General features: G+C 47.8%; 23 protein-coding genes and 1 pseudogene. 6 read left to right on the top strand and 18 right to left on the bottom strand.

The genetic code is table 11. The annotated features are described in order from the left end of the window. Positions 1 to 222: pseudogene (locus BM058_RS15865) on the bottom strand (IS1380 family transposase); the annotation flags it as partial. Positions 223 to 360: 138 nt separating this feature from the next. Between BM058_RS15865 and BM058_RS15860 the strand changes: the two are divergent. Beyond that, complete coding sequence (locus BM058_RS15860; protein WP_090928282.1) at positions 361 to 1,188, top strand: HAD family hydrolase; 828 nt, start codon at positions 361 to 363, stop codon at positions 1,186 to 1,188. A gap of 244 nt (positions 1,189 to 1,432) precedes the next feature. Here the strand turns inward: BM058_RS15860 and BM058_RS15855 are convergent, their stop codons facing one another. Next, the gene (locus tag BM058_RS15855) at positions 1,433 to 2,005 is read right to left on the bottom strand and encodes an FAD-dependent oxidoreductase (protein ID WP_090928278.1); all 573 of its coding nucleotides are present in this window, start codon (positions 2,003 to 2,005) and stop codon (positions 1,433 to 1,435) included. Positions 2,006 to 2,061: 56 nt separating this feature from the next. Beyond that, a complete protein-coding gene (locus BM058_RS15850) occupies positions 2,062 to 2,349 on the bottom strand; it encodes a YrhK family protein (RefSeq protein ID WP_245737046.1) in 288 nt (95 codons plus the stop codon). A 389-nt stretch (positions 2,350 to 2,738) separates the two neighbouring features. Here BM058_RS15850 and BM058_RS15845 point away from each other — a divergent pair, with 389 nt between their 5' ends. After that, positions 2,739 to 3,311, top strand: coding sequence for a thioredoxin family protein (locus tag BM058_RS15845; RefSeq protein WP_090928274.1), 573 nt, complete (start codon positions 2,739 to 2,741; stop codon positions 3,309 to 3,311). Between the two features lie 12 nt (positions 3,312 to 3,323). Here the strand turns inward: BM058_RS15845 and BM058_RS15840 are convergent, their stop codons facing one another. The 6 genes from BM058_RS15840 to dcuS form a co-directional block, all read right to left on the bottom strand. Then, positions 3,324 to 4,748, bottom strand: a complete 1,425-nt coding sequence (locus BM058_RS15840; RefSeq protein WP_090928286.1) for a sensor histidine kinase — start codon at positions 4,746 to 4,748, stop codon at positions 3,324 to 3,326. Then, entirely contained in the window at positions 4,741 to 5,424 is a 684-nt protein-coding gene (locus BM058_RS15835) for a response regulator transcription factor (RefSeq protein ID WP_090928272.1), read from the bottom strand. Before BM058_RS15835 ends, BM058_RS15840 begins: the two co-directional genes overlap by 8 nt. A 296-nt stretch (positions 5,425 to 5,720) precedes the next feature. Continuing rightward, positions 5,721 to 6,287 (bottom strand): hypothetical protein, encoded by a 567-nt coding sequence (locus BM058_RS15830; RefSeq protein WP_090928270.1) that lies wholly within the window; start codon positions 6,285 to 6,287, stop codon positions 5,721 to 5,723. Positions 6,288 to 6,403: 116 nt separating this feature from the next. After that, complete coding sequence (locus tag BM058_RS15825; protein ID WP_090928268.1) at positions 6,404 to 8,107, bottom strand: SLC13 family permease; 1,704 nt, start codon at positions 8,105 to 8,107, stop codon at positions 6,404 to 6,406. Between the two features lie 136 nt (positions 8,108 to 8,243). Continuing rightward, positions 8,244 to 8,951, bottom strand: a complete 708-nt coding sequence (locus BM058_RS15820; protein ID WP_090928267.1) for a response regulator — start codon at positions 8,949 to 8,951, stop codon at positions 8,244 to 8,246. Then, positions 8,948 to 10,558: a DcuS/MalK family sensor histidine kinase gene (gene dcuS / locus BM058_RS15815; RefSeq protein WP_090928265.1), complete on the bottom strand. Its 1,611-nt coding sequence runs from the start codon at positions 10,556 to 10,558 to the stop codon at positions 8,948 to 8,950. The genes BM058_RS15820 and dcuS overlap by 4 nt, the downstream gene beginning before the upstream one ends. A 323-nt stretch (positions 10,559 to 10,881) precedes the next feature. Here dcuS and BM058_RS15810 point away from each other — a divergent pair, with 323 nt between their 5' ends. After that, positions 10,882 to 11,061 (top strand): hypothetical protein, encoded by a 180-nt coding sequence (locus tag BM058_RS15810; RefSeq protein WP_143083049.1) that lies wholly within the window; start codon positions 10,882 to 10,884, stop codon positions 11,059 to 11,061. A gap of 91 nt (positions 11,062 to 11,152) precedes the next feature. Here BM058_RS15810 and gucD read toward each other — a convergent pair whose 3' ends face one another. The 6 genes from gucD to BM058_RS15780 form a co-directional block, all read right to left on the bottom strand. Then, positions 11,153 to 12,601 carry an alpha-ketoglutaric semialdehyde dehydrogenase GucD gene (gucD, locus tag BM058_RS15805; RefSeq protein ID WP_407690191.1) on the bottom strand — a complete coding sequence of 483 codons (1,449 nt, stop codon included), beginning with the start codon at positions 12,599 to 12,601 and terminating at the stop codon, positions 11,153 to 11,155. Positions 12,602 to 12,616: 15 nt separating this feature from the next. After that, positions 12,617 to 13,783 (bottom strand): mandelate racemase/muconate lactonizing enzyme family protein, encoded by a 1,167-nt coding sequence (locus BM058_RS15800; RefSeq protein WP_090928261.1) that lies wholly within the window; start codon positions 13,781 to 13,783, stop codon positions 12,617 to 12,619. A 24-nt stretch (positions 13,784 to 13,807) separates the two neighbouring features. Beyond that, a complete protein-coding gene (locus tag BM058_RS15795) occupies positions 13,808 to 14,731 on the bottom strand; it encodes a dihydrodipicolinate synthase family protein (protein WP_090928258.1) in 924 nt (307 codons plus the stop codon). A gap of 1 nt (position 14,732) precedes the next feature. Then, positions 14,733 to 15,419, bottom strand: a complete 687-nt coding sequence (locus BM058_RS15790; RefSeq protein ID WP_090928256.1) for a GntR family transcriptional regulator — start codon at positions 15,417 to 15,419, stop codon at positions 14,733 to 14,735. An 80-nt stretch (positions 15,420 to 15,499) separates the two neighbouring features. Then, positions 15,500 to 16,660 (bottom strand): amidase, encoded by a 1,161-nt coding sequence (locus BM058_RS15785; protein ID WP_090928254.1) that lies wholly within the window; start codon positions 16,658 to 16,660, stop codon positions 15,500 to 15,502. 98 nt (positions 16,661 to 16,758) lie between these two features. After that, positions 16,759 to 17,565: a histidinol-phosphatase gene (locus BM058_RS15780; RefSeq protein WP_090928253.1), complete on the bottom strand. Its 807-nt coding sequence runs from the start codon at positions 17,563 to 17,565 to the stop codon at positions 16,759 to 16,761. A gap of 288 nt (positions 17,566 to 17,853) precedes the next feature. Here BM058_RS15780 and BM058_RS15775 point away from each other — a divergent pair, with 288 nt between their 5' ends. The 3 genes from BM058_RS15775 (at position 17,854) to BM058_RS15765 (ending at position 20,701) form a co-directional block, all read left to right on the top strand. Continuing rightward, positions 17,854 to 18,873 carry a fatty acid desaturase gene (locus tag BM058_RS15775; protein ID WP_090928251.1) on the top strand — a complete coding sequence of 340 codons (1,020 nt, stop codon included), beginning with the start codon at positions 17,854 to 17,856 and terminating at the stop codon, positions 18,871 to 18,873. 89 nt (positions 18,874 to 18,962) lie between these two features. Beyond that, on the top strand, positions 18,963 to 20,105 hold the full coding sequence (locus BM058_RS15770; protein WP_090928249.1) for a sensor histidine kinase: 1,143 nt from the start codon (positions 18,963 to 18,965) through the stop codon (positions 20,103 to 20,105). After that, complete coding sequence (locus tag BM058_RS15765; RefSeq protein WP_090928247.1) at positions 20,102 to 20,701, top strand: response regulator transcription factor; 600 nt, start codon at positions 20,102 to 20,104, stop codon at positions 20,699 to 20,701. The genes BM058_RS15770 and BM058_RS15765 overlap by 4 nt, the downstream gene beginning before the upstream one ends. A gap of 50 nt (positions 20,702 to 20,751) precedes the next feature. Here BM058_RS15765 and BM058_RS15760 read toward each other — a convergent pair whose 3' ends face one another. The 3 genes from BM058_RS15760 to BM058_RS15750 are packed head-to-tail and all read right to left on the bottom strand — an operon-like array spanning position 20,752 to position 23,515. Next, complete coding sequence (locus BM058_RS15760) at positions 20,752 to 21,747, bottom strand: Gfo/Idh/MocA family protein (RefSeq protein WP_090928245.1); 996 nt, start codon at positions 21,745 to 21,747, stop codon at positions 20,752 to 20,754. Positions 21,748 to 21,788: 41 nt separating this feature from the next. Next, the gene (cysQ, locus tag BM058_RS15755; RefSeq protein WP_090928243.1) at positions 21,789 to 22,592 is read right to left on the bottom strand and encodes a 3'(2'),5'-bisphosphate nucleotidase CysQ; all 804 of its coding nucleotides are present in this window, start codon (positions 22,590 to 22,592) and stop codon (positions 21,789 to 21,791) included. A 17-nt stretch (positions 22,593 to 22,609) separates the two neighbouring features. After that, complete coding sequence (locus BM058_RS15750; protein WP_090928241.1) at positions 22,610 to 23,515, bottom strand: hypothetical protein; 906 nt, start codon at positions 23,513 to 23,515, stop codon at positions 22,610 to 22,612. Positions 23,516 to 23,911 lie beyond the last annotated feature (396 nt).

The raw sequence follows: 23,911 nt of genomic DNA, 5'->3' as shown, positions 1-23,911 counted from the left end.
TTCTATCCAGTCAAAATCATTTTTTCCCTGAGAGAGAAGACCGAGATAGCTGTACACGACATCGCCGTGGGAAATCGCAGCCGACGATGTTAAGCCGGGCATGGATAAGGAATGGAGACGTTTATGTAAGTTCAAGGATTGAAGAAGTTCCCCTATCAAGAGAAGTCCACTGGCAGATATAATATAATTATCCGTTAATTGGATATCAAATCGACGTTTCATTTTTTCACCTTCCGGGTGCATTCATCCAATAAGATGAATAGGATCTTATCCCCTATTTTATCAAGGTTTTGAAGGGTATGTCGAAAGATATCATTACGGATTCAGGTGACTATTAATTTTCAACGAGGGGGAATTTCATTGGCCTTTTCAACGAACACCATACGTATTGCGGTCTTTGATTTGGATGGTACGTTGTACGAAGACACTTCTCATTTCAGGTACTACGCGGAGCGGCTCGCAGAAAAACTGCCTGCGGATAAACAGCCGTTATTCCGGCATGATTATAGTGACATGCTGGAGGGGAATCATCCGGTTGCCATCGGACGGGTGTATGATGCAGCATACGACAAAGTACTTGAGATAGACCCCGCTTCCTACAGGGTGACAAAGGTATGGGACTGGGAAGGAAAAGAGACTGGAGAGGAAGATGCATACACAACTCCGGTCTCTTTTGATTTTGATTCGATGATTGCGGTGGGGGACGGATGGTGGCTTCCGGCTGCGGCGGCAAAGCACCACGGCGCCGGCTCTACCTTTGATGCGTATCAAAAAACGAAGGCGTACATGCAGACGGAGGATTTTCAGTTTGCTGAAGATCCGGAGCGCCGTTTTTCACTGCAGCAGCTCGGCAGACAGATGCATCTTATTCTTTTGACAAACTCCCAGGCTGACGATGTGGGACAGCTGCTTCGGACCCTGAATCTGGAGGGGGTGTTTGATGAGGTGATACCGGAAGCGGCAAAACCGGCCCGCACCGAAGCGCACTTTTCCACCATTCTAAAGAAGTATGAGGCGGAACCGGAGGAGGTTGTTTCCATTGGTGACAACTACCTGAACGATATCGTACCGGCTGAGAACCTGGGCATGGCTTCCGTTCTGATTGATCCCCTCGGCAAAACTCCGGTACGCTCCGAAACAAAACGAATTGCGGCGCTGCGTGAGCTTTTTCCGCTGTTTCATAAATAGCCCGGGCAGGTTCGGTTCCGGCCTTAAGCGGGAGACGTTACAGCAGCAAAAGTCGTTATAAGAGATTCATAACGACAGACGGGAGTGGGGAATAGGAGAAAAACGTAAGTATGATTCATTCATGCTTACGTTTTTTAACGCTGGAACTGCATCCGGACATGGCATCTCCTGATAAAAAAGATGCTTCCCGTCACCAAAAAAGGAGACAGGAAGCATCATGTCCATCGTGACAAGAATCGGATTGTTATGATTTTGCGTTCAATATATCATGATCGACGTGGCGCTCGCCATTCATTTCCGTCAGTACGTTGACAGCTTTCCTGGCACCGTCCCCGGATGTGATGATTGTATGGACACTGACCCCGGCAGCTGTGCCGGCTGCCCATACGCCTTCGACACTGGTTTTGCCCCGTTCATCGGTATCAATAATCGACTTGATCTTGGGTTCGGTGCCTTCCGTCGTCTTTATACCGGAAGCTTCGGCCAGCTTCGTGTTGCCGCCGGTTGTCAGAATAACGTGAACTGCTTCGTATTCTCCGTTTTCGGTTTTCACTTTCACTCTTTGATTATCTGTCTTATCGACTGCTGTGACTTGTTCACCGGAGAAAGCGGCACCGTGCTTTTCGGCCTGTTCCCGGCCTGTCTTCAGCAGCTCCGGCCCTTCGATGTCCGGCGCGCCGTAGTGATTTTCCACCCAGGCTGCTTTCGTCATACTCTGATCATTATCGAACACAAGCGTTTCCTTTCCGTCTTTTGCGGTAAAAATCGCAGCGCTGGCGCCGGCCGGGCCGCCGCCGATGATAATAACGTCATACATGTCAACGTCCTCCTTCTGCTTTTTCTTCCATTGAGTCTCTTTCCCATTTCTCTATATTATGAATCCTTTTTTTTCTTTCGCTGCTCTACGTGTTTTTTCAGATGAAAATCATGGACGAGTCGAATCGCAGGACGGATAATCAGCTGAAAACTGCCGATGACAAACAACCATATACCGGCATCCTTCAATGGCTCGGAAAAGAAAAAAAAGCTTCCTATCAGAAACTCCAAACCAATCAAAAAATCATTCACTGTGTTCAGGACTGTATACCGTTTCTGAAAGAAAAATTCATAACGACCGAGAGATATATCTACGTAATTTTCCTTAGGTTGTTTTTGACTCACGGTATTCCCCTCCTCTGACATCTATCTTTTTCCCGGAGCAGGCTGTTTTCCAAACTACCAACAAAAATAAACCCCCGATCGCTGCCATCGGAGGTTTACCTGGTGAAGGAGACATATGGGCGTTTTTTTGCTTCATGGCGAAAATCAGTCCAGCCGGTCTAACCCGGCTGTATTTTAAGGAGGAATTATCATGTTCACCAGAAGAAGGGTCTTTATGCGCTGCTTTTGTCTCCTTCCCAAAAAAAAGGGGGACAGGATAGTAAAACTTTATGTCTGCTATCCTTATATTTTCATGTTAAAACCGACATGTGTCAGTACGATGTCAAAACGATAATTTTTTATTCTTTCTGTTCTTCATGATACACTTCTCTTAGCGAAGGAGGGATAGAATGATATCACCCGAAAACATGTACGACAAAATTGGAACGGGCATCAAGCCTGAGACGTTTATGGACAAAATGGAAGAGCGTTACCGCACGCAGCTTGATGAGTGGTACCATTTGTTCAGTTGGAGTGAACATGATGCCGGAGCACTTGAACCTCTGCAAGAGCGCAGCAACCTCCGGTGCGAAATTCTCGCCGGCGATTGGTGTCCGGATGTCCACCGCAACCTGGGGCCGGCACTGGAAGTGATGAAGCAGGCCGGCATTCCGGTGGAAATGTTCATTATGGAAGAACATCACGACCTGATGGAACATTTTCTGACCATGGGAGGCCGTTCTGTTCCCAAAATCATTCTGACAAACGACGACGGGGACGTCCTGTTCTCCTGGGGACCGCGGCCGGCCTACATCCAGGAGCCGATGGCGGCATACAAACGAAGCAGCTTCACTCCTGATGATCCTCAGGCTGAAGAGGCCAGGAAAGCGGCATACGAAGGAGTGAAGGCACGGTACGGGAGCGGCAGTAATTATCAAAAGCTTGTCGTCTATGAATTGACAAACCAGCTGCTGCAGCTTTGATTCCTCCCGTCTTCACTCTTGATACTTTGGCATCTCTAGAGTGAAGACGGTTTTTCCTTCCCTGCTTTCTGTGAGCACGAGATCCCCGTTCATGCTTCTTGCGATTATTTTACTGAACGGCAGGCCGAGCCCCAGGCCATGCGTATTATATTTCTTATTTTCCCCTCGGAAAAAACGTTCAAAAATGAGATGCTGTTCGTCCTCAGAAATCCCCGGACCGTTATCTGCAATGTCAATGCCCGCCGTATCGTTATCCTTGTTGTAAAGCCGTACATCGATGGTGCCCTCTGCGTTCAACGCCTGCTTGGCATTGTTCAAAAGGTTCACTATAATCTGCTGCAGTCTCATTGAATCAATATTCACAAACACAGGTTCCTCAAGCGTATGAAGAGATAATTGCAGGGACTCCTCGTCGTTTGCGACTTTCCATTGATGAATGATCTCTGTAAGAAGCGTATTCAGGTTATAGTTATCTGCAGATATCGGCACAGTGTGAGCCGAGAAAGAGTTGAATTCAAGCAGGTCTGCTACCATCGTTTGCATCCGATTTGCTTCGTTCAACGATACATCCAGAAATTCTTTCGCTTCCTCTCCGGTTACCACATCGTCCCGAACTGCCTGAATCAGTCCGGTCATGGAGGTTACCGGCGTTTTCAGCTCATGGGTTACCCCAGCCAGAAGTTCAAGGCGGAGTCTCTCAAGCTCCTGCAGGCGTCCCGACATCTCACGGAAAGAATGAACAAGCTCATGGACTTCACGTTCCTTAATATCAGCAGGAAGCGTAAAATCATAGTCCTCCTCCTGCACGTGCCGGGCTGCCGTTGCGACATCCTGAATCGGTCGGGACAGTCTTTTTGAAAGAACATAAATCACCGCCCAGCCAATCAAAGCAAGGGATACGAGCATAATCGCAAGCAGACGGTACTCCTCGTTCATCTGGGTGAGCTGGCCGGTCGACTGAATAACCACAACCCATCCGGCTGTACCTCCCTCTGCCTCAATCGCTGTCTTGACGAGATAGGTTTCTTCCCCTGAAGCCAGCTGAATACGCTGTACATCACTATTATTTTCCAATAAACTTACCGGAAAGATATCGAAAGAAAACGGATTCCGTTTAAGCGGATTGGAAAGGATTCTGCCGCTTCGGTCCACAATATAAATGATTGGATCCAGTTCCGTATCCAAAATGCCCTGCCTCTGTTCGATATAATCAAAAATACCTCCCTGAGGAACCATCTGACCCGACTGGGTTTCGACAAAGCGGTCTGAAATTTCCTGACCAAGGTATCTGGTCATATCCAGCCTGTGTTCGAGATTTGTCTGCCGAAGCCATATAACGGATAAGATACCGACAACAATCAGACCGAGAACGAGCGTAATTAGATATCGTGTTGTCCAATACCGAAGCAGAGAAATCTTTTTCCCCTTTTTATTCATAAACACAGAATTGATACCCCAATCCACGGAGTGTTTTTATTTCACCTTCAGATTCAGGCCAGTTCTGCAGGGACTTTCTGATACGTTTAATGGAAAGATCGACGGCACGGTCGCTTCCTTCATAGTCCATCCCCCACACCCGCTCAATCAGCTGCTCGCGGTCGAAGGTCTGATTCGGGTGCCGTGCCAGAAACAAAAGCAGCGACAGATCCCGTGGTGTTAACGGAACATCGACACCGTTGAGTTTCACGGTGTGGGCTTTTTGATTAATCGTCAGGCTGCCGTAGTGATTCACTTCGTCTTCCACGAGAACAGACCCCGACCTCCGCAGAACGGCTTTTGCTCTGGCAACGACTTCGCTGGAATCAAACGGCTTGCTTATATAATCATCTGCACCGCCCTCAAGTCCTTTCAGTCTGTAATCCACGTCTCCGAGGGCCGTCAGCATAATAACAGGTACAGCTGATTCTTCCCGGATTTTTTCCAGAATACTCCATCCATCCTGCCCTGGAAGCATGACATCCACAATCGCAAGATCCGGCTTGTTCTCCCGGAATGCGGGGATAGCTTCATTTCCATGCAGAATCGTAAAGACTTCGTATCCCTCTTTCTGAAAATAAGCCTTCAGCACTTTGCTAATGGCAGGCTCATCTTCAATAATGAGTATTTTCTGCATAACACGTCACTCCTTGGCTCCATTATATAAGAAAAACGCAGCAGAAAGCTATGTATAGTAAAGAAATCCCTGATGAGATCATCAGGGATTTCGTATTTAAAAAGGGGGGTCAATGAAAAAAGTCAGCTGCTTTTATCGCTGTACCGGCTGCTGCCTGCCGGCTGGAAGTGAAATGCTGGGGGACACTCCACTTTCCTGTTTATTCCTCAGCTCACCATGAATGCAAGGGGTAAACATCATGGTCTGCTGCCAAAGGAGAAGCAGCCTTTCGTATTGCATATTCCTGCGGCTTCAACCTAAAGCCTTGTTCCGTTTGTTTCGTTTGATGATACCGGTTCTTCATCAACCAAGGGGGGGAGATATTCCTTAAGAGTTGATGGTTCGGTATCTATCTGCTGTTCTTTGCTTCTTACTTCCTGGACAAGATCTGACACTTCCTTATCCCGGATATTGATGCCAAGTTCCACAGCTCGCTCTGTTAAAACGGCTTCCCGGACTTCAGCGGTCAATGTATCAAGATTTTTTCCGAGCGCTGCAATCCCTAACTCTTTGGCCCGCTGTTTTACGGCGACTTCTTTCACTTCATGAGCCAGCTCGTAAATGTCTTTGTTTCCGGTATCAATATCCAATTCCCGGGCGTAATGTTCGAGATCCTGCGTTTTCATAGAGCGTTTGATGGGATAAGCGGCTGAGCTGTTATGCTGCTTCTGAGCAAAGCCGGCTTCTTCATGTGAAGCTTGATCGCTGGTTCCTAAATCGGCGGCGGTATCTTGTTCCGCTTCTGCCATTCCCGGCACTGCTCCTATCATTCCGATTGAGAGAACAGACACCAGTAAATAGTTGCCTTTTTTGTTCCACAGCACCTCGCTTCCCTCCTGATTGTCAGCTTGTGATCAGCCCTGCGCCGATCACATTTCTTACTTTAAAGACGTTAGATGTCAACGGAATGTCAGCCTGACATTTCTTTTAAAAAATTTTTTTATCCCCCCTGCTGAAATGGAGAAGGTATGCTCTGCAGATCGATGCTCCATACCGCGGGCAGATACAAATTCACAGCCAGCACAATAAGAATGATGGAGAGTACGTTCAGCCAGAATCCGTTTTGCACCATCTGAATAATTTTCAGTCTGCCGGTTCCAAATATTATGGCGTTCGGCGGTGTGCCGACCGGGAGCATAAAAGCACAGTTAGCGGCCATCGCACATGGAACCATCAAGGCATAAGGATGCACACTGAGTGCTGCCGCAAGCGACGCCACTACAGGCAGAATCATCGTACCAGTCGCTGTGTTGGAGGTAATCTCCGTGAGAAAAAGAACAAGCGCTGTAGAGATAAGTACAATCAGAACAAAGTTCGCTCCCTGAAGCACCGTCAGCTGTTCGGCCATCCAATTGGACAAGCCTGTATTTTCAAAGCCGGAGGCAATAGCAAGACCCCCTCCGAAAAGCAGCAGGATGCCCCACGGAATATCTTTGGAATCTTTCCATTCCAGAACTTTGGTTTCCTCCGGGTGCGGCGATGGAATAGAGAACAGCAGAAGCGCTGCGGTTACCGCAATCATACCGTCGCTGATACCAGGCAGATTGACGAGATCCTGCCATATAAATGACCTTGTTATCCACATAAAAGCGGCAAACAAAAACACACCAAAAACGGCTTTCTCTTCAAAACCGATACGCCCGAGCGCTGACTTTTCCTCTTTAATAAGTTCCCTTCCACCGGGAAGCTGTTTCAGATTAATAGGATACACAATTTTCGTCAAATACAACCAGGCACTGAACAACAGGATGATAACAACCGGCAGGGCATAGGCCATCCAGCCGGCAAATGAGATTTCAACCCCGTACAACTCTTCCACCGTACCGGCGAGCAGGCTGTTCGGAGGAGTCCCGATCAATGTGCCGAGGCCTCCGATTGTGCCGGCATAACCGATACCGAAAATAATCGCCTTTTCAAACTTTTTCAGATCATGTTCTTTCTGCTCCTCTTTCAGAGCTTCGCTGACTTGATACACGATAGCCAGTCCAATCGGTATCATCATCATCGTGGATGCTGTATTGGACACCCACATGGATAAAAAAGCCGTAGCTGACATGAATCCAAGAATAATCCGGTTCGTGCTTGTCCCTATTAACTGTATGATATTAAGTGCTATCCGTTTATGAAGATTCCATTTCTCCATAGCAGCAGCGATAAAAAAGCCGCCGAAGAATAAGAAGATGATATCATTTCCGTACGATGACACCACCGTATCCACATTCACCGCTCCAAAGAGAGGCAGCAATACGATAGGCAAGAGCGATGTTGCCGGAATCGGAATGGCCTCGGTGATCCACCACGTCGCAATCCAGAGAGTCGAGGCCAGAACGATTTGAGCTTCTGAACTTAAATCAGGCGGGTGAAAAAAGAGCATGGCCATCACAAAAAGTAACGGACCCAGGATCAGACCAACGAGCTGAGCCCTTGTGTAAGAAGGTTTGTGGTTGTCATTGTCTGATCCTCCGCCATTTCCGCCGCTTGAGCTTCCATCGTTTCCGGTTCCTCCTGCATCAGCCGCCGAATTCCTGTCCGTTCCCGGCGATGAACCGGCTGCTTCCCGGACTTGTGAAAATGTCAGCAGTTTCTTCGTATTCTTATGGGATTTCCAAAATCCCCTCCATATAGATGCTGTACTTTCTTTCATCAAGAGTATTCCCTCCTCGTTGTAAACGCTTTCCTCAAGGCAATATACCTTCTCCCGCCGTATTTCGTCTACTTTGATTAATTAACGAAACCTTTTCGTAACTAAAAAAAGCAAAAGCGGGGTTAGAGGCTTTCATTTAATAGAAGGTCTTCAACCGCTCTTTTTTATCTGGGTGAATATGGTATTTGAGTTGAGGACGTCCGGCGGGCTGGTATTTCACATCAGCCTCTATCCATTCTTTTTCCGTTAAAAAATGGAGATATTTCCGAACAGATACCTGCGATATACCGGCAGATTCAGCAATATCAGCGGCTGAAAAAGGAGATGGTACAGCGAGTACTGCCTCTGTAATGCGCGATAACGTCAAGGTGGTTAACCCTTTTGGGAGTTCCATACCCTTGGCAGAACTCTCTACATCATGAAGAAGAAAAGAATCAATATCCTTTTGGGATACCTGTTCTTCCTTCTGCATCATCTCCTGCTGGCGCCGGTACTGCTTTAACGAGTCCTCGAACCTTTCGAATTCAAACGGCTTGATCAAATAATCAACCGCCCCGTACCGCAGAGCGGTCTGAACAGATGCGTTATCATCGGCTGCCGTGACGACAATAACGTCCACCGGTGTTTCGTTTTTTCTGATATCTCTCAGCATATCCAGTCCGCTCGTGTCATCCATATATACATCAAGCAGAATCAGATCTACTTTGTTTTCTTTCAAAAAAGTCCATGCCTGATCGACATTTTCCACCGTTCCGACCGTCTCGAAACCTTCAACTCTTTCTGCATACTTACGGTTGAACTTGGCCACCATCGGATCATCTTCCACAATTAACATGTGGATCATACGTCTTCCCCCTCGTACGGAATCGTCACTTCCACAACCGTTCCCTTATCTACTTCCGAAAACCATTCCATTTCTCCATTCAAGACCTGCAGGCTTTTTTGAATAAGATCAGTTCCGTGTCCCCTCCCTTCTTCTTTCGTGGAAAAACCCGGATGCATCATGCTCTTTGTTTCAGCAGAGGTCATGCCTTTTCCATTATCACGGACCGTAAAATAAAAAACGCCGTCGATATGATTGATGGTGAGCTGGACGCGTCTGCTGTTTCGTCCCTGCACAGCTTCCACTGCGTTATCAAAGAGATTACCAATTATCGTAATCAACGCATCCATTCGTTCCGTGTGCTGCAGGACAGGCAGCGGTGCGTCCCCGTAGAACGCAACTTCTATGCCTTGATCTCTGGCAGAGCTTGTTTTATTCAGCAGAAATCCTGCCAGCACGGGGTCTTTAACCAACCTGGAAACTTCCCCGACTTCCTGCTGATAGGAGTCGGATATAGAATGGATATAGTCGTTTAATTCCGCGTATGATTCCGTATGAATCATAGCAGAGATGACATGAAGTTTATTCATAAATTCATGGGTCTGGACCCTTAGTTTTTCCGCATAATGCCTTGCTCCCGTCAACTGTTTGACAAGTGACGTTAATTCCGTTTTTTCCCGAAACGTTGCGACCGCCCCTGCGATTTGATTTTCAGCGAGTACGGGCATCCGGTTCACAATCACAGCATACCCGCCGACCACAATTTCACGGTCATATTCCGCCTGCCGGCGATCCAGTACTTCCTGCAGTCCCAGTTCCGGCAAAAAGGAAGCAGCATATTGATAGATGGGGTCCTCTGTCAGTCCTGCTCGTTGAAACAACTCATTTGCCGCGTCATTCACCATGACGATTTCTCCATTTGTATTAACAGCAGCAATACCTTCCCGCACCGAGGAAAGCATCGCTTCTCTTTCTTTCAAAAGATGAGCAATTTCACGCGGTTCCATGCCGTACATTGTTTTTTTGATCCGGCGCGCCAGCCAGAATGCTCCGGCCAGACCAACTAAAAGCCCCACCCCCGAACCAATGTACACCATTTTTTGACGGTCCATTATAACATGTTGGACATTATCGAGCAGGATGCCGACCGAAACAACTCCTATCTGCTGCCCTTCTTCATTTTCTATCGGTACAAAAGAACGCAGAGATTCTCCCAGCGTCCCTTCTGCTGTAGAAGTGTAAGTCTCCCCCTGAAAAGCACGGTCTTCATCATTCCCGGCAAAATACTGCCCGATCCGAGCTTCCACCGGATGGGAACGGCGGATGTGATTCATGTTCATGACGACAATGTAAGCGACCCCCGTATCCTGTTGGATTTTTTCCGTGTAACGCTGAATCCGGCGGCTGCTTTCCTGATCCTGCAGCCCTTCCCGGACAACAGCAGAATAGGCGGCTGCATGGGCAATATCCATTGTTTTTTCCACCTGGGCATTTCTCGCATGGCTTGCTGCATCCCGGCCGATCAGAAGGCCGGTGATACAAAAAGCTGTGACAAGAACGAGCGATACAAGCAGCGTAATCCAGGTCTGCAGCTGCAGGGGTTTTCTGCGTTTGCCTTTATGTATCATGGTCATTTTATCCTTTTCAGGCAGAGCCGCACGAAAAAACCTGCTGCTTCAAAGCAGTAGGCATATCTGAGCGGCTGGATGCCGTCGGTTTTTAGGTGCTTCTGCTGCAGGTGGATCCATCAAAATAACGAGTAACATGGGCATATCCTGCCGGATAACGTAAAACAATTACAACTTTTTCAGCATTTTTTACAATCCTATTACATGATAGCATGAACTTGAAACATGCTGCAGCACGTCACTGACAGAACAGCTGCATGGAAAAAAGCTTTCTTTTATGGAGATTTTTCCAGCGTATGTACCGGGATAAAGGGGGGAAGACAGTGAACGAAAATAAACCGTATGTGGAAATGTTAAGGCACTCATCCAATCCGCACACCAGTTTCTTATCTTTGTCTCAGACCATTATCGATCAGCCGGACGTCACGACATGTACTAAAAAAAATGCACTGCAGAAGGTTGTAGAAGCCTACGAGGAAATCTGCCGGCAGCCACAAAGTTAACCAAATAGAAACCGTACTTATTTGTCATTACTATTGAAATAAATGAAACCCACTCCCGTCCGGACGGGAGTGGGTTTCATTGTATCATATCTTATTTTACAAGCACTGTCTTGATTGATGTGAAGAATTCTTTGGCGGCTTCTCCCTGTTCTCTGGAATGAGAGCTCGAATTTTTCATTCCACCGAACGGCGCCTGCAGTTCCACCCCGGCGCTTTCTGCGTTGATACGGACAAGTCCGGCTTCGATGTCATCCATAAAGGACAGAAACTCCTGGATATTAGTGGTGAAAATGGAGGCACTCAAGCCATATTCAGTATCGTTGGCCGTTTCAATCGCTTCTTCCACCGTTTCCACTCTCATGAGGGCAAGTACGGGGCCGAAAATTTCTTCTCTGGCAATCGTCATCTCCGGTTCAACGTTGTCAAAAACAGCCGGGGTAACATAATATCCCTCTTCTTCAGGTATTGTTTCACCTCCGCAAAGCAAATCTGCCCCTTCTTCTTTTCCTTTCTCAATGTAAGAAGTGACGCTCTTAAATTGACTTTCACTGGCGCAGGGTCCCATCCAGCTGTCTTCCTTCATGCCGTCTCCTACTTTTATGTCCCTCACCTTTGCAAGCAGCTTTTCTTTAAACGTATCATATACACCGTTTTGAATAATAACCCGGCTTGTAGCCGTGCATTTCTGGCCGGTAGATTTCAATCCTCCGCTGATCACAGCATCCACAGCCGTATCCAGATCAGCGTCTTCTGTGACGATGACCGGGTTTTTCCCGCCCATCTCCAGCTGGTACTTTGCTCCACGTCCAAGAGCAGCCTGCCCGATGCCGCGGCCGACCTGTTCGGAGCCGGTGAAGGTTATACCGTTCACGTCAGGGTGTTCTGAAAGTCCCCGCCCGATGACGGATCCGCTTCCTGTTACAAAGTTCAACACACCATCCGGCAGTCCGGCTTCTGCCAGGCACTCTACCACTTTTGCCGCTGTCACAGCCGATTCCTGAGCCGGTTTAAAGACGACCGTATTGCCGTAAACGAGCGCCGGTGCCATTTTCCAGACCGGGATGGCAACCGGAAAGTTCCAAGGTGTAATGACACCAACAACGCCAAGCGGACTTCGGTTGGTGAACATCAAAGCATCCTTATCCGTCGAGGGAATGACATCTCCGGACTGCCTCATGCCTTCTCCGGCGTAATACCGCAGAATCTGGGCGCCGCGCATCGTTTCTCCTTTGGCTTCAGGATACGTTTTTCCCATCTCCCGTGTCATCGTTTCTGCGATCTCTTCGATCCGTTTCTCTAGAAGAGCCGCCGCTTTGTAGAGAATGTCACCCCGGGCCGGCTGCGCCATTTTTCTCCAGTTCCGTTTGGCCGATGCGGCAGCTTCCACCGCTTCATCAAGTGTTCTGGTGCCGGACATCGTATAATATCCGACGACTTCACGGGGACGTGCCGGGTTCAAACTGGCCTTTGTCTCTTCGGCATTCGTTTTCCAAGCACCATTAATGTAATTACTGTACGTCTGCTCTACTGTCATTGTCATAGAACATCCTCCTTATCATTTGGTACCGGCTGTGCGGTCCTGAAGCTGGTGAACCGTTACATCGTTCCAGCTTAAATCGGGAACGGAATACTGTTCCATCTTCGTCTCATCCAGTTCTATTCCAAGTCCTTCCACATTTCTGGAAGGTGCGGTTAACCATCCATCCTCATAATGGACTTTGTCTTTCACGACATCGTCTACATACAACTCAGGACCGGTCGGATCCGAGGTATAATCAAGATTTGTCATGGTACTTCCGAGATGGGCCATGGCTGCTGTTCCGATGGAAAGCTCCTGTGTCGTGCCGAGCAGGCAGCTCTTTTTCGCTGTGTCAGCCGCTGCGACCGCCTTTTTTGCGCTCGTCAGACCACCGATGAATACCGGGGATATGTTGAAGATATCAACGGCTTCCTGCTTTATCATTTCAAACTGCTGGCGGGTGCTCCATACATGTTCACTGACCGGATGATCCACTTTGTGGCGGAAATGCCGGAGACCATCAAAGTCGTTTTGATAGGCCGGGCTTTCTATCAATTCGATGGGGTAGTTTGAGAGCCTTTTGACGACACGGGCCGCTTCTTTCCAGTCGAGGAGGTGGCTGAAATCAAGTGATTTAATGGTCACCTTTGAACCGAATTCCTTATAGACTGCTGCCAGAAATGCTTCGTCTGCCTCTACATTTTTTCCGGCATAAAGACGGAATACGTCAAACCCTTCGGCAAACCGCTGCCTCACCACGTTTACGTTTCCCTCCACTTCTTCCATGAAACGATGGCGGAAAATCGGGTAACAAACTTTGATTTTCTCATGGTATCTGCCGCCGAGAAGATCAGCCACCGAAACCCCCAGATATTTGCCGCATAGATCATAGAGGGCGTTATCGACGCCGTTGCGGATGAAGCTGCCTTTTTCATAGTAATACATCGCTTCAGGGAAATTATCGAGCAGTTCTTTATTAATAAGGGCCAGATCAAATGGATTCTTCCCGACGAGAATCTGTTCCAGCACCCGCTTGAGGTCTTTCACGTCCGGTGCATAGCGTGGAAGATGGGAAAAGTCCGACATTTCCCCGATTCCAGTTACGCCTTCGTCTGTGTGAAGCCGGACGATAATATGCTTATTCACAAAACCAGTGTGACGCGGTACTCCCACTACTGTCAGGGTGATATCCGTTAGTTTCATAGGTTCACAGCCTTTCCTGGCATTTTAGACGTTCAGAAATGTATCCCGGCCGAGTTTCCATGTATGGAGTAGATCCATCACTTCCTGGTTTTCTTCAGGAGACAGTGCTGAAACAGGTTCTCTCGTCGGTCCCGCTGGAAAACCGAGCATCTCAAGCGCTTCTTTGATAACGACAACATTATTTCCGGCATGATGCCTGGCACGCAGATCTTCAAACGGAACCATCTTCTCCCATAAATCCCATACCCCCGGCCAGTCTCCCTCCCGGAGTTTCTCCAGCAGATCAAATGAAATCTCCGGATACAAATTAACAAGACCGGACGTAAACCCTTCTGCACCGGCCGCCCAGAAATACGGCGCCCATTTCTCGGCGGTACCGCAAACCCAGGTCACACCATGCTCAGCGGGAGTGTCCCGCACAATTTTCGTGAAACGGGGAAGGTCATTAATGGCATATTTCACACCAATTAACTGCGGAAGCGCTGTCAATTCTTTCAGCACATCATCACGGAGGGCTGGATTTTTGAAGTAAATCACCGCCGGCATGTCGACCTCTTCCATAATCCGGCGGAAATAAGCAGCTGTTCCCTCATCATTCATGTAAGGATGGACCGGCATATGAATCAGCACGGCATCCGCTCCTGCCTGTTTTGCATCGAGTCCCATTTCTACCGCGGTATCCACAGAATACCCGATTCCCGCGATTACCATCGCACGATTTCCTGCCCACTCGGTCACTTTCCGGTTCTCCTCTTTTGCCTCTTCGACGGTCAGGGAATAAAATTCACCCGTGTTGCCGGACGGAACAATAACATCCAGTTCTTTTTCCAAAAGAAATTCCACGTTCCGCCGCAGCACCTCCCAGTCGATCGTCAGATCATCACGAAACGGCGTAATGTTAATCGCTGAAATCGCTTTCAAATTTTCCGAAGCTTTCTTTATCTCCATATTATTCTCCTTTCCTCTGCTGTTTCATCACCTGATTCAGCGTACGCAGGATATGCGATTTCATTTCCTGTTCCGCCGTATCTGCGTTCCGGCTTTCCATCGCCTGAAAGATACTCCAGTGTTCCATCAGCCCTTCCTCCTGTTCTTTGTTCTGCTGCAGCGCCAGTTTTCGAAACGCTTGATCAAAGGCTGATACGGTATTCCATGTCTGCTTCAGCACCGGGCTCCGGGCATAGGTGACGACCATCTGATGAAAAGACGTATTTTCCTCCACCAGATTATCCACCCGCTGTTCCTGCTTCATGTCATCCATGCGCATCAGCTGTTGTTTCAGGCTTTCCATTTCTTCATCCGTCATTTTTTCTGCAGCCAGCCGTGCACACAATCCTTCTACAGAAGCCCGGAGCATCAAAATCTCCTCAATCGACGTATCAGCCATATCCGATACAAATGTCCCTTTTCTCGGAACGGTGACAACCAGTCCTTCATACTCAAGGGTCCGGAATGCTTCTTTCACCGGCGTTGTGCTGATATTCATCTTTTCAGAGAGCTGTCTTTCCCGGATCGGTTCCCCCGGTTTATAGTAGCCCATCACAATGGCTTCGCGGATCGTATCCACAGCCAGCTGCCGGAGTGACTGAACATTCGTTGTGCGCGATGTCAAAAGCTGTTCAAGTTCTGCGTTCATTTCTTCCACCTTCTTGATATCTGATATATCAGTAACTTCATAGTAAAACCTTTCGAAGATGATGTCAATACATTTATACTTTACACGAGGTCACATACCCACCGCAGCAGGGATTTGTCCTGAAATCGTCCTGCGATAAAGGATATTCCAACAGGCAGCCCATCCTTATTTTTTAACGGAATGGTCAACTGGGGCAATCCTCCCAGACCTGCTATGCAGGTCAGCTGCATATCGGCCCGCCGCCGCTGTTCTCCTTTTTCAGCCGGCAGGTTCCGGTATGGTGCGGGCCCTGCCGAAGTTGGAACGGCCATCACCGTCTGACTTCCCAGCAGCGCATTCAAATGACAAGCTACATCATCACGCTTCGCTGTCATTTCCTCATGCAGCGACTCATCAAGTGATGATGCCCACTTAAACCGTTCCGCGATACCGGGTCCAAAGGCGGGGTTCTGCCGCTTCACCCAACCGCCGTGTTCTTTCCAGATTTCGATACCCTGCATCACCCGGAACGTTTCCGCCCATGATTGCAGCCTGTTTTCAGCTATATACTGGTGTTCCCATTTATCTACCTTTTGTTTTATCGAACGCAGAAAAGCAGTGCATGCGTCACGGGTGCTTTCCCCAGCGAGCTCCCATGCTTCTTTTGGGAGCAGCAGGCGGTTGAATGCAGGACGGTTCGAAGCATACGGAAGCAGCACCTCTCCCGCGCGCTTCATCGTTTCAATATCAGATGTCATCCACCCTATCGTATCAAAACTTTCCGCCAGTGGTATCACTCCGGTTATATCCAGCATACCGTGAGAGGGACGCATACCCAGTAACCCACAGTATGAGGAAGGAATGCGGATGGATCCGCCCGTGTCCGTTCCGACTCCGATATCAACATCTCCTGAAGCCGCGGCAGACGCCGACCCGCTGGACGATCCGCCGGGAACCCGGTCCGGTGCTTTGGGGTTCAGCGGCGTTCCATCGTGGATGTTTTCACCGTTCAGGCTGTACATCAATTCATCAGTAATTGTCATTCCCCTCAGGCCTGCCCCGTTTTCAAGCAGGGTTTGAACGACCGCGGCATGACCGGGAGCCGGAGAAGCTGTGCGGTGCCAGTCCGGCTGTCCGGCGCCGTTGACCACACCTTTAACAGCTATGACATCTTTCAATGCAAAGGTAAGACCTGATAAAACACCGTCTCGCACCGGTTCCATCGATACCATTTTATTTATATAAGCACTGGATTCATTCATCTTTGTATCCCCCTCCTCTTCATTATCAAAGGCGGGGAAACATCTGTCATGAAGCAGAATCACTTAAAACGAATCGCTGTGTTGTATACTTTCACCAGTTAGAGAGGTACGGCCACAGGTTTTTTGTTCCGGAAAAAATACCATTCTCTGAAACCGATCGCTTTCAGATGATCCCTGACCTCTTCCAGGTCATCTCCGATTCGTTCAGGGTCGTGGCTGTCCGACCCAAGGGTGATTGGTACATTATAATAAAATGCCCGTTCCAGAAGATCATCGGATGGATACCACCCTCCGCATTCTTTCATCTTTCCGGACGTGTTAACCTCTATTGCTGTCTGTTCTTCTCCAATCGTCCGCAGTGCCTGATCCACTTTGTCTGTCGGAACATTGGCAATGTCCGGAAAGTAGCCCTTAATTGCATCAATGTGGCCCAGCACCTGAAACATACCGCTTTTCGCTGATTTTTCAATCAGCCGGTAGTACTCTTCTTTTACATCAAGAATTTCTTTCTCGCCAAGACCGAACCACCGGGTTTTATCAAAAATATTAATGCCGTTCACAAAGTGTACGGAGCCGATAATATAATCCATCGGGTACGCTTCATACACACTCTGGTACGTCTGTGCCGAGGCTTCCAGATAATCTGATTCCACCCCCAGCAGTACTTCAATCCGGCCTTTGTATTTTTCCTTCAGCTGCTGCATTTCCTGTACGTATCCCGCAAAATCGCTTTTGGCCATTGTGAGACCCGGATAGGGATGATCAGCCTCCAGTCCGAAATACGGCGAATGATCGGAAATACCGATAACATCGAGACCCCGATCCAGCGCCGCCTGAATGTAATCTTCCATGTCTCCGCGCGCATGTCCGCAGCGGTAGTGATGGGTATGCAGGTCAAACTTCATCGTCTTCCACTCCCTCTCCCTTTTCTATTATCAGAATATCATATATAAATGAAAAAAGTGATCCTATGACAACCGTCCTGGTTCTTTTTATTAGAAGTCTGTATTCTTCTGCATATCGAACTGTCTCAGGCGGAAACTATAAAATCGTGGAATCTTCCTACATACATGACACTTGTCACCTCCCACCAGTGACATCTATGTCTTATCTCAAAAGAATGAAACCTATAAGATAAAAGATGAAATGGACACCTGACGAATATAAATCAATGAACTGCAGGGGGCGTAATGATGAGTAAACAGCAGCAAAAAGAGCTTAAAAAAAGTGTAACACCCTTTGCCCAGCCCAATATAAAAGCAAGTATTATTCAAATAATTAATTCCATTCTTCCCTTTTTCCTGATTTGGTTTCTCGCTTATCAAAGTATAGCCGTATCATTATGGCTGACAATTCCTTTAACCATTGCCGCAGCATTATTCGCCGTCCGTATTTTCATTATTTTCCATGACTGTGCCCATGATTCTTTTTTTGAAAACAAGAAGACGAATCGAATCGTCGGCACCATTACCGGTATTATCACTCATTTTGCTTTTGCGAAATGGAAAAAAACACATGCGATGCACCACGCCACGAGCGGCAATTTAGACAGACGCGGAACCGGGGATATATGGATGATGACGGTGGATGAATATACGGCGGCTTCGACGTGGAAAAAAATCAAGTACCGGCTGTACCGCAATCCTTTCGTCATGTTTGGATTAGGCCCCTTTTTTCTGTTTCTGCTCGATAATCGATTTAATGAAAATACAGCAAAAAAAAGCGAAAAAAGAAACACGTATCTGATCAACGGTTCTATTGCAGCAATCTATACTCTCCTGATTTGGATCATCGGCTGGCAGGCCTTTCTGATTGTTCAGCTTCCTATTTTGTATGTTTCCGGAGCCTTGGGGATTTGGCTCTTTTACGTACAGCATCAGTTTGAAGATTCCTATTTTGAGAATGAAGAGGAGTGGAATTTCGTAAAAGCTGCAGTGGATGGAAGTTCCTATTATAAGCTCCCCAAAATGATACAGTGGCTGTCGGGGAATATCGGGTTCCATCACGTCCATCATCTCAGCCCGAGAGTGCCTAATTACAATCTGGAAAAAACACATGAACAAGTAACACCACTGCAGCAGGCAACAACCATCACTCTTGGATCCAGTTTACAATCGATTCGTTTCCGCTTATATGATGAAGATAATAAGCGGTTTGTGAATTTCAGAGAAATGAAATATCTTTTGAAACAGGAAAAACACCAATATAATTAAGCAGGACCCCTTCAGCAGATGACTGCAGGGGTCTTCCCTGTTTTTTTGTTATAATAAACAGACGAAGACACACCAAAGGAGATGCCGTATTGCAGAACTGGTTTCATATTTTCCCGAAAAATACCGGGCTGAGCTTGTATGCCTGGATTATATTTTGTCTTCTCCCTTTTTATTTTGTAATCACCTCTTCCGGACTGTTTGAAGTCTTTATAGGTATTTTATTGATCGCTCTGTTTTTTACGACCTACAGGCTGTCCTTCATTAAAAAAGGCTGGACGGTTTATGTATCGGTTGGAATAGAAATAATGATAAGTATTGGGATGACCATGTACTTTGGGTATGTTTATTTTGCATTGTTTCTTGCCTTTTTTATTGGAAATATACGAAATAAAGCGGGCTTTATCACCCTGTATGTTGTTCATATCGTCACGGCCAATGCCGCCATCACTGCCGGGTTTTTTATGCAGAGGGAAGCCTTTATGATGCAGCTTCCGTTTATTGTGATTAGTGTCATTGGCATCATCCTGCTCCCCGTGAACATCCATAACCGGAACAAGCGTGAAGAATTGGAAAGCGAACTCGAAGACGCAAACGAGAGGATCTCGCAGCTTATGATCGTGGAAGAACGCCAGCGGATTGCACGGGACCTGCATGATACACTGGGGCAGAAGCTTTCGCTGATTGGATTCAAAAGTGACCTTTCTCAAAAACTGATGGATGTTAACCCTGAAGACGCCAAAAAGGAAATTGGAGATATTCATCAGACGGCAAGAGCGGCTTTAAAAGAAGTACGTGAAATCGTGTCGGACATGAAAGGCACCAAGCTGAAAGACGAAATACACCACGTCCAGGAAATATTGAAAGCGTCGCAGATTACATTTCACCTGGAAGGGGATCCACCGGAGGTAATGAACTTACCTGTATTAAGTGAAAATGTACTGAGTATGTGTTTGAAAGAATCGGTGACGAATGTCGTCAAACACAGTCAGGCCGACACCTGTTATATATCCTTCTTACAGGAACCGTTTGAAGTTGTTATGACCGTTCGGGATAATGGGGCTGGAATGCCCGTTTTAGATGAAGATTCCCTTGAAGAAAGCGGCCTGCAGGGGATGAAAGAACGTCTTGAATTTGTAAACGGAAGTCTGCATTATGAATCAAACCATGGTTTGATCTTAACGGTTAGAGTCCCATTTGTCATTCAGCCGCCAAAACAGGGGGAATCTTTATGATTCGTATCGTCATTGCCGAAGATCAACAGATGCTGCTTGGAGCACTTGCCTCCCTTCTGAATTTAGAAACGGATATGGAAGTGACGGGGCAGGCGGCCAATGGGGAAGAATCGCTTCAGTTAGTGAAAGAACAGGATCCTGACGTATGCATTATGGATATTGAAATGCCGGTAAAAAATGGACTGGATGCGGCAATGGAATTAAAAAACCACCCCTGTAAAGTGATTGTTCTCACGACGTTTGCCAGAACCGGTTATTTTGAAAGAGCTCGTAAAGCCGGTGTTAATGGTTATTTGTTAAAAGACAGTCCAAGCGAGGATCTGCCAAGTTCCATCCGCTCTATCATGAATGGCCGGAGAGTATACGCCCCGGAGCTCATTGATATGGCCTACGAGGAGCAGAATCCGCTGACAGAACGGGAAGTCCAAATTATACAACTGATTGCGGATGGAAAAACGACCAAAGAAATTTCAGATACGCTTTTTATTAAGACAGGGACAGTGCGTAATTACGTTTCCGTCATCTTGGACAAACTTGAGGTCAATAACCGCATAGAAGCCATTTCCAAGTTCAGGGAAAAGGGATGGTTTAAATGAAAAAAAGAGGATGTCCTAAGGCAGACGGACATCCTCTTTTTCATATTCTATCAGTAACGGATATTTGATTTTTTCTGGGTCCGCAGCGCCTGATACGCAGACTCTACCAGGACATTGACGTCTTTGGAGTTTTCCATTGTATAATCCGGCTGCACACTTTCCCGGATGCATTGATGGAAGTGGTCGATTTCATTCTTGTAGGCGTCATCTTTTACATGGACTGAAGAGACGACCTGACCTGATTTATCCTTCACAATAACCGTTCCGCAGCCGTTTGCCGACTTATCCGGACGGTAGGCATCTTCCACCTGAATCGATCCGTTCTCACAAATAATCTCATAGCGGTTTGATGCAGGAAGATCAAAACTTGCAAGAACCTCTCCGATCCGTCCGCTCCCGTCTTCAAACAGTGCCACAGCCATCAGATCGACACCGCCGTTTCCACGGGTTTTACCTCTTGTGGTCACTTTTTCCGGCTTCCATCCAAGCAGCTGGTTCATCGTATGAATGCCGTAGCAGCCGATGTCATAAAGCGCACCACCGCCAAGTTCTTTGTTCAGACGGATATTGGTGTCATCCTGAATCTGAAACGAAAAGTGTGCCCTGAACAGCTTCCAGTCACCGAGCTTGTTCGACTGCAGCACTTTCTTCACCACGTCATGCTGTTTGTGAAACTGATGCATAAATGCTTCCATAAGTACAACTTGATACTGCTCCGCCGTTTCCTTCATCTGCCGTACTTCATCGGATGTAACACCGGCGGGCTTTTCAAGAAGGACATGCTTTCCCTTCTCCATCGCCTTGCGGGCCCACTCGGCGTGAAGGGCATTGGGAAGTGCAATATAAACGGCATCTATCAACTCGTCATCGAGCAGTTCTTCATATGTCCCGTAAAAGACAGGAACATCTTCAAATTGTTCGGATGAACCGGACCGGCTGGCAACCGCCCGTATGTCTCCTTCCGGGGCTCTATGTAATGCCGGCAGAAAAGCTTCCATCGCTATTTTGGCTCCACCGATAATGCCCCACTGCAATGTTTCCTCCATATATCCAGCACTCCTTTCATGAACTTTGTTGTCTCCGCGTTCTATTCTCCTGTTTCCGCGAGAAACCAGGGGTTGTGCAGGTCTTTCTTGTTATACCTCAGGGTCTCATCCGTTCCAGCGACCCGGACGGATCCTCCGGCGGCTTCCACGATGGCGTGGCCGGCACCAGTGTCCCATTCCATCGTCGGCGCAAAACGGGGGTAAAACTGGGCGTTTCCTTCTGCGATTAAGCAGAGTTTGAGGGAACTTCCGGTGGAAATCGTTTCGACCTGTTCCCCGGTGCTCTTCAGCTGCTCAATGAATTCCCCGGTTTCCTTTGACATATGCGAGCGGCTTGCAATCACGCGGATAACGTCTCCGGTATATTCTGCAAGCGGCAGCTGCGTCCCCATATGAAACCAGCTGTCGACGTCTTCGGCATCCCCTCTGGAAGCGGCTGCCTGCTCCACTTTCACAGCACCTTTGGCGGCATCGCCGATATAGAGAAGGTCAAGGGCCGGCGCATAAATCACGCCGGATACCGGGCGGCCATTTTCGATACGTGCAATATTGACGGTGAACTCCCCGTTTTTCTTGATAAATTCTTTGGTGCCGTCCAGCGGATCAACGAGAAAGAAGACATCCCAGGAAGTCCTTTCGTCATACGTTAAAGGCTGTCCTTCCTCACTTAATACCGGTATATCCGGAAACGCCTGCTGTAAAACATCAGTAATCAGCTGATTAGCGCGCTGATCGGCAATCGTCAGCGGTGAATCATCTTCTTTATATTCCACGTTGAAGTCTTTTCCGTATATCTCCATGATGGCAGCTCCGGCATCCAGTGCTGCGTCAATAACAGTCTTCATCCTTGTGCTCCTTTATTCTAAAAATAAATATCCGGCAGATTGAGATTATACCTCTGCTGGAGATCACGGTTACTCTCCACGTACCGCGCTTTTAACTCATTTTCCAGCTCTCCCGGCAGATGATACCGCTTATAATGCAGCTTAAAACTAAGTTTGCTCTGCAGTACTTTTCTTGGCGAAATCTTCCCCTTGATGGGAGAAGGATTGGATGGAATCAGCCCTTTGGGATGCAGCTTGGTTTTAAATAGATGGTTGGCCCTTCTGCCGATGGCCATCTGGAGTGTGCCGTAGCTGCGGTTTATCTGCTCGTTCTCATAAGGAGGAATCTCTTCTTCGCCCATATATTGAAGCAGATCGAGCATACGGGCATCCATATCATTTTTGAAGTGCTCATAGATAAGGACATAATAGTGATTGTCTCCAAAAAGTTCCCGCACCTTATCAAGGTAATACTCGTAATGATAATGATCGAGAATGCCCTGGCGTTCCAGATTCTGCAGATGGCGTTCGGGCTTATTTACGCCTCCCTGATGAACGTACTGGACGTACAGAGAAGTCAACAGGTTAACCTGTTCGCGGATCCCCACAATGATGTGAACATCATATTCCTCTTCCGGAAATACCCGCCGGATGTCTTCCAGTACGCGGATGTTGGACTTGGACCGTTTCTGGGAAAATGGACTGCCGGAAAGTCCTTCGTACGAAATCAAGAGCGGCTTCCTTTTATAAAACGAGTCGACCTTCTCCCGAATCTCCTGGATACGTTCGTCCGACAATTTTTTGAGCCGGAGATCATACAGCTCCTGCTTCAGCTTCCCGTACTTCAAGTACCGGACGCTGCTCAGATTGGGATAAATACAACGTTGTAGAAAGGACGTCGCTGTTTTATGAAATCCTATATGTACAAATACCTTTTTTCTCATACCAAACTCCATCTCTTTATAATCGTTTCTTCTTATGATACACCATTTTTCCCTGTCTTTGCTACATTCATCCGTACACTGTCTGCGTCAAGTTTTTCTCGGTAAGCCTGAAAGACGGCAGTTTCCGGCCCTCTCTTATTGTACACCGTGAATCTCCTACCGCGCTCCGCTTGGTGGCCTCGCCGGAAGGTCTGCTTTCTGGCGAAAACAGACCTTCCAGCGAGGGTTAGGAAAGGCTCTTTACCATATGGCCCATCGCTGTGGAATGGGCGGCATGCAGCGGTATGACACCGGCTGTCGTCCCGTTGGATGCCCGGGCCGGGTCCCGGAGAATATCGGTCATCCGTACCATGCGGGCCCATTGACGCTGCTGCCTTACCGAGCGCGGTTGATATC

This window comes from Salibacterium qingdaonense (assembly GCF_900114715.1).
GTDB classification, from domain to species: Bacteria; Bacillota; Bacilli; order Bacillales; family Marinococcaceae; genus Salibacterium; species Salibacterium qingdaonense.
This window is presented reverse-complemented; position numbering and strand designations above follow the sequence as displayed.